The organism is Paenibacillus lignilyticus, assembly GCF_017942085.1.
In the GTDB taxonomy this organism is placed as follows: domain Bacteria; phylum Bacillota; class Bacilli; order Paenibacillales; family Paenibacillaceae; genus Paenibacillus_Z; species Paenibacillus_Z lignilyticus.
The window spans coordinates 373250-387972 of sequence record NZ_JAGKSP010000001.1 but is presented as its reverse complement, the minus strand read 5'-3'; the positions used below and the strand labels follow the sequence as shown (position 1 = coordinate 387972).

Annotated in this window: 13 protein-coding genes; 12 read left to right on the top strand and 1 reads right to left on the bottom strand. The window is 52.4% G+C overall.

Going from position 1 to position 14723, the window contains the following annotated elements; all coding sequences use genetic code 11:
* Positions 1–22: 22 nt before the first annotated feature.
* From I8J30_RS01740 to murC, 5 genes are all read left to right on the top strand, one after another.
* A complete protein-coding gene (locus I8J30_RS01740; RefSeq protein ID WP_240547735.1) occupies positions 23–991 on the top strand; it encodes an RluA family pseudouridine synthase in 969 nt (322 codons plus the stop codon).
* A 97-nt stretch (positions 992–1088) separates the two neighbouring features.
* Positions 1089–2303: a LysM peptidoglycan-binding domain-containing protein gene (locus I8J30_RS33860; RefSeq protein ID WP_210654834.1), complete on the top strand. Its 1215-nt coding sequence runs from the start codon at positions 1089–1091 to the stop codon at positions 2301–2303.
* A gap of 515 nt (positions 2304–2818) precedes the next feature.
* A complete protein-coding gene (locus tag I8J30_RS01730) occupies positions 2819–5479 on the top strand; it encodes a valine--tRNA ligase (protein WP_210654832.1) in 2661 nt (886 codons plus the stop codon).
* 29 nt (positions 5480–5508) lie between these two features.
* The gene (locus I8J30_RS01725; RefSeq protein WP_210654830.1) at positions 5509–6897 is read left to right on the top strand and encodes a bifunctional folylpolyglutamate synthase/dihydrofolate synthase; all 1389 of its coding nucleotides are present in this window, start codon (positions 5509–5511) and stop codon (positions 6895–6897) included.
* Positions 6898–6904: 7 nt separating this feature from the next.
* Positions 6905–8299 (top strand): UDP-N-acetylmuramate--L-alanine ligase, encoded by a 1395-nt coding sequence (gene murC, locus I8J30_RS01720; RefSeq protein ID WP_210654828.1) that lies wholly within the window; start codon positions 6905–6907, stop codon positions 8297–8299.
* 231 nt (positions 8300–8530) lie between these two features.
* On the opposite strand, the gene I8J30_RS01715 is transcribed toward murC, so the two are convergent.
* Positions 8531–8860 (bottom strand): ArsR/SmtB family transcription factor, encoded by a 330-nt coding sequence (locus tag I8J30_RS01715; protein WP_210654826.1) that lies wholly within the window; start codon positions 8858–8860, stop codon positions 8531–8533.
* A gap of 139 nt (positions 8861–8999) precedes the next feature.
* Here I8J30_RS01715 and I8J30_RS01710 point away from each other — a divergent pair, with 139 nt between their 5' ends.
* The 7 genes from I8J30_RS01710 to mreD all read left to right on the top strand — a co-directional run bounded on the left by I8J30_RS01710 (position 9000) and on the right by mreD (position 14723).
* The gene (locus I8J30_RS01710) at positions 9000–10445 is read left to right on the top strand and encodes an SPOR domain-containing protein (protein ID WP_210654824.1); all 1446 of its coding nucleotides are present in this window, start codon (positions 9000–9002) and stop codon (positions 10443–10445) included.
* 62 nt (positions 10446–10507) lie between these two features.
* The gene (locus tag I8J30_RS01705) at positions 10508–10750 is read left to right on the top strand and encodes a DUF4321 domain-containing protein (RefSeq protein ID WP_090983051.1); all 243 of its coding nucleotides are present in this window, start codon (positions 10508–10510) and stop codon (positions 10748–10750) included.
* A 35-nt stretch (positions 10751–10785) separates the two neighbouring features.
* A complete protein-coding gene (locus I8J30_RS01700) occupies positions 10786–11412 on the top strand; it encodes a Maf family protein (protein ID WP_210654822.1) in 627 nt (208 codons plus the stop codon).
* A 32-nt stretch (positions 11413–11444) separates the two neighbouring features.
* Positions 11445–12140, top strand: a complete 696-nt coding sequence (radC, locus tag I8J30_RS01695) for a RadC family protein (RefSeq protein ID WP_210654820.1) — start codon at positions 11445–11447, stop codon at positions 12138–12140.
* Between the two features lie 43 nt (positions 12141–12183).
* On the top strand, positions 12184–13218 hold the full coding sequence (locus tag I8J30_RS01690) for a rod shape-determining protein (RefSeq protein ID WP_210654819.1): 1035 nt from the start codon (positions 12184–12186) through the stop codon (positions 13216–13218).
* 81 nt (positions 13219–13299) lie between these two features.
* A complete protein-coding gene (gene mreC / locus I8J30_RS01685) occupies positions 13300–14199 on the top strand; it encodes a rod shape-determining protein MreC (RefSeq protein WP_338044808.1) in 900 nt (299 codons plus the stop codon).
* A complete protein-coding gene (gene mreD, locus I8J30_RS01680; RefSeq protein ID WP_091214795.1) occupies positions 14196–14723 on the top strand; it encodes a rod shape-determining protein MreD in 528 nt (175 codons plus the stop codon). Before mreC ends, mreD begins: the two co-directional genes overlap by 4 nt.

Sequence of the window (14723 nt, the reverse complement as noted above, 5' to 3'; positions counted from 1 at the left end):
GTATTGTAGGAGCTGAACCCTAATGGGATATTCGATGAACTATGAACGCAGCGGAGAGTGGCTGAAGCTGTCGGCGGAAACGCTGGCCAGCTTCGCCGGTTCCGCCGTTCGAGTAATAGAGGCCGGCAGCCATCCGCATCATGTGCGGCAGTGGCTGCTGGCCCTTGGTTTATTTCCTGAGAAATGGCTGAACCGGCTGTTCTCGGTAGGCGGCATTCGGATGGAAGGGAGCAGCATTCTGCTGCGCACCTTTATTGCTGCGGATGCAAGCAGTGATGCTATCTTTCGTACGCTCTCGCAAGGAGATGCCGTTGCTGGTGCGTCGCTGAAAGCCGGCCTTCTTTATTACGATGATTGGTGCCTTGTGATGGACAAACCTGCTGGCATGCCGGTACATCCTTCTGCTCCCGGTCAGCGAGGAACTCTTGACGAGGAAGCGGCGCGTGCAGGGCTGCTTCGCGGGGATGGTTTGCCTGCCAAGCATATACACCGGCTTGACGACGATACGGCCGGACCGGTTCTTTACGCGCGAAATGAACTGGCGCAGCTGCGGCTGGACGAGGCGATGCGAGAGAAAGCCATCGGCAGGCAGTATGTTGCACTGGTGCAAGGGACATTGAAACGGAGCCGAGGCACGATAAACGAGCCGATTGGCAAAGACCGTCACTCTAATGGACGTCGAAGAGTTTCGCCGCAAGGCGATCACGCGATTACGCATTATGAAACGATTGCGGTCTACAAACGCGCATCCCTTGTCCGAGTCTGGCTCGAGACCGGGCGAACGCATCAAATTCGCGTACATATGAGCCATCTGGGTCATCCGCTTGTCGGGGATACCCTCTATGGCGGCTCAGACAGCAAGCTTCGCCATCAGGCTCTCCGAGGCGAGCAGCTGACATTTCGACACCCTTGGACGAATGAGGAGACGATATTGTCCGCATTCGAGCCGGATTGGTTTACGGAGGTCCGCGAACGGTACGCTTCTCTGTGAAAATCGTAGTCATGCCTACCCACCCCTTGCCATATAGATAAATAGGGAAGAAAGCTGTAACCAAGCTTCTTGACAAGGGGAAAGGAGGACGACAAGCGTGCCCAGTCCGTCTAGTGGTTTGCGATTTGACATCTATGAACGTGTACATTTACCCGAAGAGGTAGCGGCGATCGACGAGCTCGATGAGATCGAGCTAGTGCCGCGAATCGGGATTGTTCAGCAAGACGAGCAGGTTTTGTTAAAAGGCCATTTGCTCCTTACAGGCGTTTATCGCGCACAGGATGAGCCTTTAGCCGAACAATCTCTGGAGCATTGGATTCCTGTCGAAATTACGCTGCCTTTGAATCGTATTCATCGATTGGATGACATTTCCGTCGAGATCGATAACTTTGACGTGGATTTGCTATCCACCCGAACGCTCAACATTACGGGGGTTCTATCCTTATTAGGTATCGAGATCGAACAATCAGAGCCCGCAGAATCTTGGCAGCGTGAAGAACCCATAACGGTCGTTCATTCCAGGGAAGCCGAGGAAGCGCCGCAACTCACTCAATATGATTACGAGCAGCGGCGGTTAGCGGCGGAATATGAACGGCAAGCGGTAGAAGAAGCCGCTTTGCGCGAGGCAGCCGAGAATGAGGCGATCGCGGCACGAGCGTCGGCTTGGGCGAGGGAGCAGGAGAGACAGGAAGCACTGAATCGTGAATCGCAGGCTGCCTTGTTTCAAGTTCCAATCGCAGAGCCAACTGTTTATGAACCGAGCCAGATCGCGGTCAATGCGAGTGCATCTGAACAGGAGGAGGCGGTCATCGTTCCGGCTGCTGCTGAGCGGGAACAACCGCAGGTTCGCCCTCAAGCACAGGCCGCCGCGGTGCCTGCGGAAGTGCCGCAGTACGGCGATGTTTCCGCTTCGGAGGCAGAAGCCGCCCGCAAGCAGATGCGCGTCGCGCTCGCGAGCAAGCAAGCCGAGGATGAAGCCGATCAGCAATCTGCCGGCGGCGTCGGGTTCAGAGCGCTGCTGCAATCGAGCCGCAGGGAGCAGGAAGCCAGAGCCGCCGCCGAGCAGGTCGCGGAAGCGAAGGCCGCGGAAGCCCGCAAATCGAGCGGCGACGAAATTGAGTGGAAGAACTTGTTCTACGGCAGAGCAGGCGACGAACAATCGTTCCGGAAGCTGCGCATTTGCATTGTGCAGCGCGAAGAGACGCTTGACGTCATAGCCGGGCGCTACCAGCTGCAGGCCCGCGAGATCGCGCTATACAACCGACTCTCGGATCAAAGCGTCAGTGAGGGACAGGTGCTTTATATTCCATAGTCCGGCATAATTGCGATGACTCGCTATACTTAATTGCCAGCCCTTTTGGGAATGACCTCAACCGGTCCCCGAAGGGGCTTTTTGCCAGTTGTGGAAAGCTTGAATTAGGCCGCTATCCTGCTGGGATTGACGTATGCAAATAATAACGTGTATGATAGAAAAAATAGGGTAATACTTTATTATAATGAACGTTGATGGGGAAGATTGGCAGGAATGCCTTCAGAGAGCAGAACCGCTGCGCTGAGAGGTTCTGTAGGATATGAACTGCGATTTGTCGCCCCGGAGTTGCTGGATGAACGAAGCGTCTTTCTTCGTAAGTACCGGCCGGCTGCAGCCGTTATCTGTTTAAAGTTGTCGAGCCAATTGCGTCACGCATGGTTCGGAACAAAGGTGGTACCGCGGAAGCTAAACCTTTCGTCCTTTGAATTAAGGGCGAGAGGTTTATTTTTTTTCGTTAATTATGCGTATTCGAAATCTTAAATGGTTTAGAAATACAGTGGAGGTAGGATAAGCAGATGACACAAAAACAAGCAACGACTGAAATGCCGACAACGTACGATCCGAAGACGGCAGAAGCGAAATGGTATCCATATTGGATGGAAGGCAAGTTTTTTGAAGCGGGCAAACGCCCTTCGGCAGAGCCGTATACAATCGTGATTCCGCCCCCAAACGTAACCGGCATGCTGCATATCGGGCATGCGCTCGATTTTACGCTGCAGGATATTCTGATTCGTACGAAGCGGATGCAGGGCTATGATGCACTGTGGCTGCCGGGCAGCGACCATGCAGGTATTGCTACACAAACAAAAGTAGAACAGAAGCTGCGCGAGGAAGGTCAGTCCCGTTACGACCTTGGCCGCGAGAAGTTTCTGGAGAAGGTATGGGATTGGAAGGCGCTGTACAACGAAACCATTCGCGAGCAATGGGCCAAAATGGGCTTCTCCCTCGATTATTCGCGCGAGCGTTTCACGCTGGACGAAGGCTTGTCGCAGGCGGTGCGTGAAGTGTTCGTTCGCCTCTATGAGAAGGGCCTTATTTACCGCGGCAAGAAAATCATTAACTGGGATCCGGCCGCCCGCACGGCGTTATCGGATATCGAGGTTGAACATAAAGAGGTTAACGGTCACCTGTACCACCTGCAATACCCGCTGAAGAACGGTTCCGGCTTCATTACGGTTGCTACAACGCGTCCTGAAACGATGCTTGGCGATACGGCGGTTGCGGTACATCCGGAAGATGAGCGCTACAAGCACCTAATCGGCGAAATGATTGTATTGCCGTTTATCGGCAGAGAAATTCCGATCATCGCTGATGAGTATGTAGAGAAAGAGTTCGGTTCCGGCGCGGTTAAGATTACGCCGGCTCACGACCCGAATGACTTTGAAGTAGGTCTGCGTCACGACCTGCCGCAAATCGTTGTGATGGATGAGAGCGGTACGATGAATGCCGAAGCAGGTCCTTACAATGGCATGGATCGAGCGGATTGCCGCAAGAAAATCGTAGCTGATATGCAAGAGAGCGGCGTTTGCATCAAAATCGAAGATCACGTTCATCAAGTCGGCCACAGCGAGCGCAGCGGCGCCGTAGTTGAGCCGTACTTGTCGACACAATGGTTCGTTGATATGAAGCCGCTCGCGGAAGCTGCCATTAACGCACAGCAGTCCGGTAAAGGCATAAACTTCGTTCCGGATCGCTTTGAGAAAATTTACCTGCAATGGATCGAGAACGTACGCGACTGGTGTATTTCCCGTCAGCTGTGGTGGGGACACCGCATCCCGGCTTGGTACTGCGATTCTTGCGGCGCTATGCATGTTGCCCGTGAAGATCAAAGCGCATGCTCCGCTTGCGGAAACGAATCGCTTCGCCAAGATGAAGACGTGCTCGATACGTGGTTCAGCTCGGCGCTATGGCCGTTCTCAACGTTGGGCTGGCCGGAGCAAACAAATGATCTGAAACGGTTCTACCCGACCGACGTGCTTGTAACCGGCTATGACATTATCTATTTCTGGGTTGCTCGCATGATCTTCACCGCGCTTGAATTTACGGACGAAATTCCGTTCAAAGACGTATTGATGCACGGTCTCGTTCGCGATGAGAACGGCAAGAAGATGTCGAAGTCGCTCGGCAATGGCGTTGATCCGCTTGACGTGATTGAGAAATACGGTGCGGATGCGATGCGTTATATGATTTCGACCAGCAGCACGCCTGGACAGGATTTGCGTTTCCGCTGGGAACGTGTGGAGCAAGCGCGCAACTTCGCGAACAAGATCTGGAATGCATCCCGTTTTGCGCTGATGAACCTAGAAGGCGTAACCGCTGCGGATATCGATATTAACGTGAAGCTCGGCACGGCCGACCGCTGGATTCTGCACCGTTTGAATGCTGCAGTTGCTGACGTTACGCGTCTGATTGACAGCTATGATTTCGGCGAAACCGGCCGCGTACTGTACAACTTCATTTGGGATGATCTATGCGACTGGTACATCGAGTTCGCGAAGCTGAACCTCAATGGTCAAGATGCGCATGCCAAACGCGCGACGCAATCGGTGCTTGCCTACGTGCTTGATCGCACGCAGCGCCTGATCCACCCGTTCATGCCGTTTATCAGCGAAGAAATATGGCAACACTTGCCGCATGAAGGCGAGACCATTACGCTCGCCGAGTGGCCGGTCTATGACAAAGCGCTAGAAGCACCTGAGGCAGTTGCCGAGATGGAGCTGCTAATGGATATGATTCGCGCGGTTCGGAATATCCGTGCCGAGGTTAATGTCCCTATGAGCAAGAAGGTCGAGCTTCAAATCAAACCGTCCAGCGAGAGCGAAGCTGCCATTCTGGCCCGCAACGAAGAGTTCATTATCCGTTTCTGCGGTACGTCGAAGCTTACCATCAGCTTGGATCTGGCTGCGCCGGACAAAGCGATGACGGCGATCGTAACCGGAGCCCAAATGTATTTGCCGCTGGCAGGCTTGATTGATATCGAGCAAGAGATTGCTCGTCTCGAGAAAGAAATTGCTCACCTGACGAGCGAAGTGGAGCGGGTGGAGAAGAAGCTTGGCAATGAAGGCTTCGTTGCGAAAGCTCCTGCTAAGGTAATTGAGGAAGAGCGCGCCAAGATGGCTGATTATGCGGAAAAACGTGATATGGTGAAAGCGCGGATTGCCGAGCTAAGAGGTTAATCCTGACCGCGGGAAGAAGGAAGAGAATCATGACAGAACAACAGCTAACTACGGAGCCGGATGCGTCGGCGTCGCTTACCAGTTATGAAGAAGCAAGAGATTGGATCGAAGGACTCGTAGCCTTCGGCATCCGTCCGGGCATGGAACGAATTGAGAAGCTGATGGAGCTTACGGGTCATCCGGAGCGCCGGCTTAAATTTATACATGTCGCCGGTACGAACGGCAAAGGGTCAGTATGTGCCTATCTAACAAGTGTCCTGCTTCGCTGCGGGTATGATGTGGGGACGTTTACGTCCCCTTATATCACGAAATTCACAAACCGCTTCCAATACAACGGAGCGGATATTCCGGAAGAAACGCTGCTGCTGCTCGCCAACAGGTTGAAACCATTGGTGGAAGAGATCGCGGCAACGGAGCTCGGTTCCCCTTCGATGTTCGAGGTATCTACTGCGCTTGCCATTTTGTATTACGGCACGGTAGCTTACCCGGACTTTGTCGTGTGGGAGACCGGACTTGGCGGCCGTTTGGACGTGACGAACATCGTGACTCCGCTCGTTTCGGTCATTACGAATGTCGGTCATGACCATATGGATATTCTCGGCGATACGATCGAGGCGGTGACAAGAGAGAAAGCCGGCATTATTAAAGCCGGTGTTCCGGTCGTCAGTGCCGTCAGTCAGCCGGAAGCGGCCGCGATCATTACAGAGACGGCACAAGCAAAGAATAGCTCGCTTTATATGCTCGGAGGGAATTTCCATATTCAGCCGCTGCATGTGGAGGAGAATGAACAAACCTTCCGTTTCGAAGGCCTGTTCCGTTCGATTGAGCCGCTCGCGATTACCCTTAACGGTGTACATCAGCAGTCGAATGCCGCTGTTGCGGTCATGACGCTTGAAGTTATGAGACAATACTATGCGCTTATTCTCGAAGATGAGGATTTAAGAGAAGGGCTTCGCGCTGCAGCCTGGCCCGGACGTCTTGAAATGATCGCTACCTCGCCGCGTCTTCTAATCGACGGCGCGCATAATCCGGAAGGCGCGCAAATGCTGGCGGCGTCGCTCAAAAGCACGTACAAGTACGACAAACTTCATCTCATGATGGGGATGCTCGCGAACAAGAATCATCGTGACACATTGCGGCATATACTACCTCTAGTGGATACGCTTGTCGTGACCGAGCCGGATTTTCGCAAAGCATTGCCGGCGCAAGAGCTGGCAGCGCTTGTTCAGGAAATTCGGGAGGAGACAATCGGCCGTTCCTTCGAGCTCATCATCGAACCGAATTGGAAGCTTGCACTGGAGCGGCTGCAGTCGCTCTCGAATGCGGATGATTTGGCAGTCGTAACCGGTACGCTCTATTTGATTGCCGATGTCCGCTCCCAATTGCTCTATAATAAGGATTCTGAAAAAGGTTGGTGAACCGTCTTTGAATACGGCAGAACACGTACATTTCATCGGAATTGGCGGTTACGGCATGAGCGCAATCGCGCGCGTTATGCTGGAGATGGGCTATAAAGTGACCGGCTCTGATGTTGCTCGGCAAGAACTTACGGAGAAGCTTGCGGCTAAAGGCGCCCGCATTTACATCGGTCATGAGCCGGAGCATGTCAAAGGAGCGGATCTGGTCGTTTATTCGACGGCGCTGTCTCGGGACAATGTAGAACGAAGAGCGGCAGAAGAGCTGAATATTCCTATTTTGCACCGCGCTCAAATGCTTGCAAGATTGATGAATAACGGCAAAGGCGTCGCAGTTGCGGGAGCACACGGTAAAACGACGACTTCCTCTATGATCGCGCTGGTCATGGAAAACTGCAAACTCGACCCCACGTATATCATCGGCGGCGAAATCGTCAATGTCGGCACGAATGCAAAGGCAGGCAAAGGCGAATATGTCGTGGCGGAAGCAGATGAGAGCGACGGGTCATTCTTGCAGTACCATCCCACAATCGCAATCGTAACGAACATTGAACCGGATCATCTCGAAAACTATGACGGTGATTTCAATAAATTGAAAGCGGCTTACGTGCAGTTTCTAAGCCAGGTGAAGGATGGCGGCAGCGCGATTGTGTGCTCGGACGACACGAACATGCAGGCGATGCTCCCTGAGCTGATTGCAGGCCCGCTCGGGACTGAAGGCGTACTGACGTACGGTATCGACCAAGAGGCCATCTACCGTGCCCAGAACATCTCGCTCGGTGATCGCAAGGCCTCCTTCGATATGACGCGCCATGGGCAGCTGCTCGGTCGAATCGAGCTGTCTGTTCCGGGGCGTCATAACGTGTACAATGCGATGGCCACCGTTATTACATGTCTGGAAGCGGGCGTTTCGTTCGAGGCAATCGCGGCAGCGATCGTTGATTTCCGCGGTGCCAAACGCAGATTCCAGGTGCTCGGAGAAGTTAATGATATTCTGGTCATTGACGACTACGCGCATCATCCGACGGAGATCGAGGCTACCATCAGTGCAGCCAAGTCAACGGGCAAACGGATTATCGCGGTTTTTCAACCGCAGCGTTACACCAGAACCTTCTTCCTGCTTGATCAGTTCAGCCGCGCTTTCACGGAAGCGGATGAAGTGCTCATCACGGATATTTATTCTCCGGCAGGCGAGCAGCAGATTGAAGGGGTAAACTCGAAGAAACTCGTAGAGCTTATCATTAAGAACAGTAATGCCAACACAACCTACTATCCTACGAAGGATGAGGTGCTAGCCGTTCTGACCGATCAAGTGCAGCCGGGCGATCTCGTAATTACGATGGGGGCGGGCGATATTTGGAAGGTAGCGGATTCGCTTGCGAAGACGCTGCGGGCAAGAGCGTAGTAGCATGATGTAAGTATCGGCGTGAATGCCAGTATTGTAGAACCCCCACTCCCTATTTGAGAGCGGGGGTTCTCTTTGGTTTTTAGAGAGAAAATAATACAAGTGAAAGAGGGTTACTGCCGTGAGATGATTCGTAAGGAACAAAATAAAGCCGCCCCAAAAGCCATAAGTGCACTTTAGAGACAGCCTCTGCAGATATCCTATCTATGGTTAATCGACGACCCGCCCCTCCTACTCTTCAGCATTCTCATCTTTCGCTTGCAGTTTCTTTAAATAATCGTCTAATTGATCGAATCTCTCTTCCCATGTCCGGCGGAAGGAGCTTAACCAATCGTCGAGCTCCCGGAGAGGTTGCGTCCCGAGCTTATAGATACGCTTGTTGGCGACGGGGTGAACCTCGACGAGACCGGCATCCAGAAGGACGCGCAAATGTTTAGACACTTGCGGCTGATGAAGGCTAAGCCGTTCGGCGATTTCACCAACCGTAAGCGGGCCGTCCCGCAAGAGCTCGACGATACGTAACCGATTAGGCTCGGCAAGAGCGCTCATTGTGGCATTCATAAACTGAATATACCTTAGAAGGAATATACCGGTCAAGGAATGCAGACGGTCCGACATCGCAGCGCGGAGAGAGGGGGTCATATTCCTCTTAACTTTTTCATAGACTGTTACTAGAGTATGTGGACAAGGAGAGAATGCGATGAGTGCTAAAGGACGCATTACGTACCGTTTCGATCGGCAGAGCGGTGCCCGGGTAGAGCAGAAACCGGAACAGAAGCAAGAACAGAGGAATTCCGCGAATGTCATCCCTTTCTTTCAAGAGGAAATGAAATTCACGTCCGAAATAGGATCATGGAACAGCCCATTTCAAAATGATGCCCATGCCTTGGAGCAGCTCATCCGTGAAGCAGACGGACAGAAAGCAGACGTTCCGAAAACGCGCAAACCGAGCTCGAACGAGTCGGCACGGACGATGAAGCATGACAATCCATTATACGATGCAGTGCAAGAGCAGCTGCCACCGCATATGGAACAGGCGGAAACGATTCTGCTGGGCGATGAATATGAGGAGCCGCGCAAACGGATCCAAGCGAATCCCAATGTGATTGATATGTATCCGATTCTCGATGAGGAAATGGAAGAGCGCGAACGAAGACGGAGTGAGCTGCAAATGCAAGCCCGCACCTCGTTCGGCTCCTATATGGGCGGATCGAATCAACGGCCATCCAAGGGCCCTTCATGGTTTAAGGTGTTTGCTTCGGTAACCGGAGCGATTGCGACGGGTGCGTTATTCGGATATTTTGTGCTGGCGTTGTTCACGGGGAACGGCTCGTTTGGATCGGATAGCTCCGTGAATCAGCCGGGGGCTTCCGTTAGCGGGTCGATTACAGACGGGGCAGAATCAACTGGCGGTCCAAGCGGAAGCGCCGCTGCTAACGATAAGGTCAACGAACCATCGTCTGCAGGAGCAACTAACAGCAACGGTGCGGTCGATAACGGAAGCGGAAGCGGTTCTTCGGCAGCTCAATCGATGATTAAAGTAAACATTCCGGAGAGCTCCTACTATATGCTTCAGTACGGCGTATTCAGCAATCAAGAAGGTTTGAATGCCGCGGTCGACGAGCTTGCCGCCAAAGGGCTGGCAGCTGCGCCGCTTACAACACAAGAGGATTATCGGGTCTATGTAGGAATGTCGTCGGATCGTGATGAAGCGCAGATGCTTGGACATTTGCTGACGAACATGGAGGTATATGTCAAGCAAATCGATCTTCCCGCGGTGACCAGCATCGCTTTCAAGGGTGACGCTGCTGCGGTGGAGGATTTCTTCGAGCAAACGAACGGACTGATCGCAAGTTTGGATCGCCTCACGGTAGAGCGGCTGAGCGGCACGACGAACGATGCGGGAGACTGGAAAGAGCTGCACCGGCAGTGGATTACTTCGGCTAATGCGCTTGCAGCGGGTTTAACCGATAAAGTGAACAAGTCGTCGCTGCAGAAATTAACCCAATTGATTAACACGGCGGCTGTGGCTGCTGAGGAATATACGAAGAAACCATCCGACGCTTACCTATGGTCGATGCAGGCTTCTCTGATGAAAGCCGTATTCGCGGAGAAAGCCTGGTTTGAATCGATGGATGCATTGTAAAGCGTTCCCGTGGCGCGTATAATAAAGTATACGTGTCAAAATATGGCGAGGGACGTTGGAAGATGAAGAAAAACTTCTGGGTTTTGCTGCTTTTCATACTGATCGGGCTGCTCACGGGCGCACTTGTATCCCGCTGGTTGTCTCAGGTGCCGGGACTGGCTTTCCTAACCAAAACGTCACCTGTCGTATGGTCACCGGCCGCGGATTTACTCGTTCTGAGCTACTCGTTTACGCTGCGGATTGAGATTAGTCTCTTAAGCATTATCGGACTGATCGCAGCAATATGGATCTACCGCAAGCTATAGGGAACCGACACAACGCGTTAAGGAGCGCTGCATCCATGATTGTACCCCCTACAAGTTCATCGAACGTTCGCCGGCTTGTGCTGGCTTCATCATCTCCTCGCCGGCGGGAATTGGTCGCAGCTCTTGACCTTTCCTTGCCGGTTCTCATTTTGTCAAGCGATACCGATGAAAGTACCCCAACAGATTGGCTGCCGGCTCAAATCGTCGAGCAGCTTGGCCTGCGTAAAGCACGAGCATCTGCGGAGATGCTGCAAGATGACGATGCTTCCCATTCGCTTGTAATCGGTGCGGATACAATCGTCGTTCTCGATGGACAAGTGCTGGGCAAACCGGCGGACGAGCAGGATGCGATCCGTATGCTGACCGAGCTGCAGGGCCGGGAGCATGAAGTATATACAGGAATTGCTCTGGTTGATACGTCTTCAGGAAGAGAGCTGGTTCATCATCGCATGACGCGGGTAATGATGAAATCTATGCATAATGATCAAATCAAACGTTATGTCGCTTCCGGCGAGCCAATGGACAAGGCCGGCAGTTATGGCATACAGGGACTGGGCGCAACACTTGTTGACCGCATCGATGGCTGCTATTTTAACGTGGTAGGACTTTCTCTATCTTTGCTGTCGGACATGCTGGCTGAATTTCATATCGAGGTTATTTGACCGATCAGTTCGCGGGAAGGCAGGGGACAGAGATGGAATCGCAACGAGAACCCTACGTACTGAAGGATATTCCGAGCACCGAGAGGCCAAGAGAGCGGATGATGGCCGTTGGGGCGGAAGCATTAAGCCATGCCGAGCTGCTCGCGATCTTAATTCGTACCGGCACCAAGCGGGAATCCGCACTGCTGCTCGCATCCCGTATACTCGGTCAATGCGGCAGCCTGCACGGACTTGTCGATATGAGCGTGGCCGAGATGACCAAGATTCGCGGCATCGGTCCGGCGAAAGCCGTTCAGCTGCGAGCCGGCATCGAGCTTGGCCGCCGCATTGCCAGAAGCCAGCAGGGAGAGCTGCCGACAATTCGAAAGCCCGCAGATGCGGCGAACCTCCTAATGGAGGAGCTTCGCTATTTGAAACAGGAACATTTCATCTGTTTGTTTTTAAATACGAAGAATCAGGTTATTTTAAAAGAAACGTTGTCGATCGGAACACTGAATGCGACACTGGTGCATCCGCGGGAAGTATTTCGGGCCGCGATTAAATGCAGCAGTGCCTCTCTCATTTGCGTACATAACCATCCAAGCGGCGATCCCACGCCGAGCTCGGAAGACATAGCGCTGACACAGCGTCTCATAGAAGCCGGAGAGCTTGTCGGAATTGATGTACTCGATCATTTGGTAATAGGTGACAATCGCTTTATAAGTTTGAAGGAGCAAGGCCATATGTAATATAATAAGAAGTATTGTCTTAAGGAAGAAAGGAAGATTAAACATGTTTGGTGGATTCACAAAAGATTTAGGTATTGACCTTGGTACAGCGAATACGCTGGTATATGTGAAAGGCAAAGGCATTGTGGTAAGAGAGCCTTCCGTAGTCGCGATACGTACAGATTCGAAAACAATTGAGGCTGTAGGTGAGCATGCCAAGAAGATGATTGGCCGTACACCCGGCAACATTCGCGCGATTCGTCCGATGAAGGACGGCGTTATTGCAGACTTCGAAACAACGTCAACGATGATTAAATATTTTATCCGTCAAGCACAGAAGCAGCGTTCTCTGTTTCCTCGCCATCCGAACGTAATGGTATGCGTGCCGTCCGGTATTACAGCGGTAGAACAGCGCGCGGTTAAAGATGCGACTGTCCAAGCAGGTGCGCGGGAAGCGTTCACCATTGAAGAGCCGTTTGCGGCAGCGATCGGCGCTGATCTTCCGGTATGGGAGCCGACCGGCAGCATGGTTGTCGATATCGGCGGCGGTACGACGGAAGTAGCCGTTATTTCGCTTGGCGGTATCGTAACGAGCCGTTCGATCCGTATCGCAGGTGACGAGATGGACGAGGCGATTATGCAGTACATCAAACGGATGTACAACCTTATGATCGGTGAGCGTACAGCTGAGCAGCTGAAGATGGAGATCGGCTCCGCACTGTCCCTGGACCGCCAGGAAACGATCGAAATTCGCGGCCGTGACCTCGTGTCCGGACTACCGAAAACATTGCCAATCTCTTCGGAGGAAATTTGCGAAGCGCTGTCCGATACGGTTAATGCAATCGTAGATGCAGTTAAGATTACGCTTGAGAAATGTCCGCCGGAATTGTCCGCGGATATTATGGACCGCGGTATTGTCCTAACAGGCGGCGGCGCGCTGCTGAAGAACTTGGACAAGCTGCTTTCCCGCGAAACGGGCATGCCTGTTATTGTGGCTGAGAATCCGCTGGACTGTGTTGCGATCGGTACCGGCCGCGCACTGGACAATATTGAACTGTTCAAGACACGTGGAGGCCCGGTTTCTCGTTCGAAGCGATAATATCCGGATAGCTTTCCAAGGGGAAACGGATGAGCGACGCTGTTTGGTTTGTAGGAACCGCAGGGTCGTTGAGCATTGAGCGTGGAATGGGCGGGTGAAGAGAAGTTGTTTAATTGGATGCGTAATAAGCGGATGTTTGTATTGATGATCGTGTTTATCCTATTCGTGGCTGTCATGGGCTTCTCCATCGGTGACCGGAAGAAGCTGACATGGCCGGAAAACTTCTCGCTCGATTCCACGGCATTCTTGCAGGAGTGGATGTATCGTCCAGCCGGCTATGTGGCCGAACTGTTCAAGGATTTATCCAACCTGCACGCCATCTACAAGGAGAACGAGGAGCTGCGCATTGCGGCCGCTGCTTATGCAAGAGACAGCATTAAGTATAATTTTGTCGAAGCCAAGAACAAAGAGCTGCAGGAAATGCTGAACTTTACGGAACGCCAGAAGCAGCTGTATAACTATAAGTATTTGATCGCGCAGGTTGTTGCCGTTGGCAACGATCCCTACTCGGAAACGATCCGCATTAATTTGGGCTCCAAGGACGGCATCAAGATAAACATGGTTGTTGTTACAGACAAAGGCCTTGTCGGCCTTGTCAATCGTGTAGATCCTTTCTTCTCATCGGTGATGCCGATTACGAAGCTAAGTGAAACTTCACCGGATACGAAGGCGATCGCCGCAACCGTGCTTGGCAAAGAGAAAGATTCCTTCGGGATCGTGGATAACTATCATTCCGATACAGGCAAGCTGTCCATGTCCAAAATTTCCGAGCATGATCCGCTCACTAAAGGCGATACCATCATTACTTCGGGACAGGGCAATGTATTCCCGCGGGGGATGGTTATCGGCACGGTCGATTCCAGCCAGGTCGGAGACTTCGGTTTAACGTACACGGCAACGATTACGCCGGCTGCGGATTTTGACCATTTAACGGAAGTGTTTGTCGTACAATTGCCCGAGACTGGAGAGAACGCAGAATGAGCATGCAGCGTATCGTTGCCGTCATTCTGCTGTTCTTCCTTGTCGAAGGTACATGGTTCTACTGGCTGCTGCCTGATAGTATGGTAGGACGGATCATTCCTCATTTCACATTAGCGTTTGTACTCTTTGCCGGATTATATCGTGGCAGGCATACGGCGCTTATCCTTGGATTGGCGTTTGGACTTCTGCAGGATTTGGCCTTTTATGGCCGGATTCTCGGGGTTCACTCATTCTCTATGGGACTGGTCGGTTATATGACCGGTTTTCTTCTGGAGCGCAAAAGAAGCACCTTGCTGATGGCGCTGCTCATGATCTGCATGTCCACTCTTGCCTACGATACCATTGTATATTTCATCTACCGCGTGTTCCGGTTGACCGATCAGACGTTTGAATGGGCTGTATCTCATCACATCATTCCGAGCGTTTTTCTGCAAATTCTGTTTGCATTAGTGATTTATGTCCCAGCAAGGCGATGGTTTGAACGAACGGGCAGCAATGCCAAGTCGGAAGAGGAAGAAGAATAG

Bases quoted from the DNA above. Each gene is read 5' to 3' on its own strand.
- mreD (WP_091214795.1), top strand. From the start codon at position 14,196: ATGAGCATGCAGCGTATCGTTGCCGTCATTCTGCTGTTCTTCCTTGTC.
- I8J30_RS01690 (WP_210654819.1), top strand. From the start codon at position 12,184: ATGTTTGGTGGATTCACAAAAGATTTAGGTATTGACCTTGGTACAGCG.
- I8J30_RS01740 (WP_240547735.1), top strand. From the start codon at position 23: ATGGGATATTCGATGAACTATGAACGCAGCGGAGAGTGGCTGAAGCTG.
- I8J30_RS01725 (WP_210654830.1), top strand. From the start codon at position 5,509: ATGACAGAACAACAGCTAACTACGGAGCCGGATGCGTCGGCGTCGCTT.
- I8J30_RS01705 (WP_090983051.1), top strand. From the start codon at position 10,508: ATGAAGAAAAACTTCTGGGTTTTGCTGCTTTTCATACTGATCGGGCTG.
- I8J30_RS01715 (WP_210654826.1), bottom strand. From the start codon at position 8,860: ATGAATGCCACAATGAGCGCTCTTGCCGAGCCTAATCGGTTACGTATC.
- radC (WP_210654820.1), top strand. From the start codon at position 11,445: ATGGAATCGCAACGAGAACCCTACGTACTGAAGGATATTCCGAGCACC.
- I8J30_RS01730 (WP_210654832.1), top strand. From the start codon at position 2,819: ATGACACAAAAACAAGCAACGACTGAAATGCCGACAACGTACGATCCG.
- I8J30_RS01700 (WP_210654822.1), top strand. From the start codon at position 10,786: ATGATTGTACCCCCTACAAGTTCATCGAACGTTCGCCGGCTTGTGCTG.
- I8J30_RS01710 (WP_210654824.1), top strand. From the start codon at position 9,000: ATGAGTGCTAAAGGACGCATTACGTACCGTTTCGATCGGCAGAGCGGT.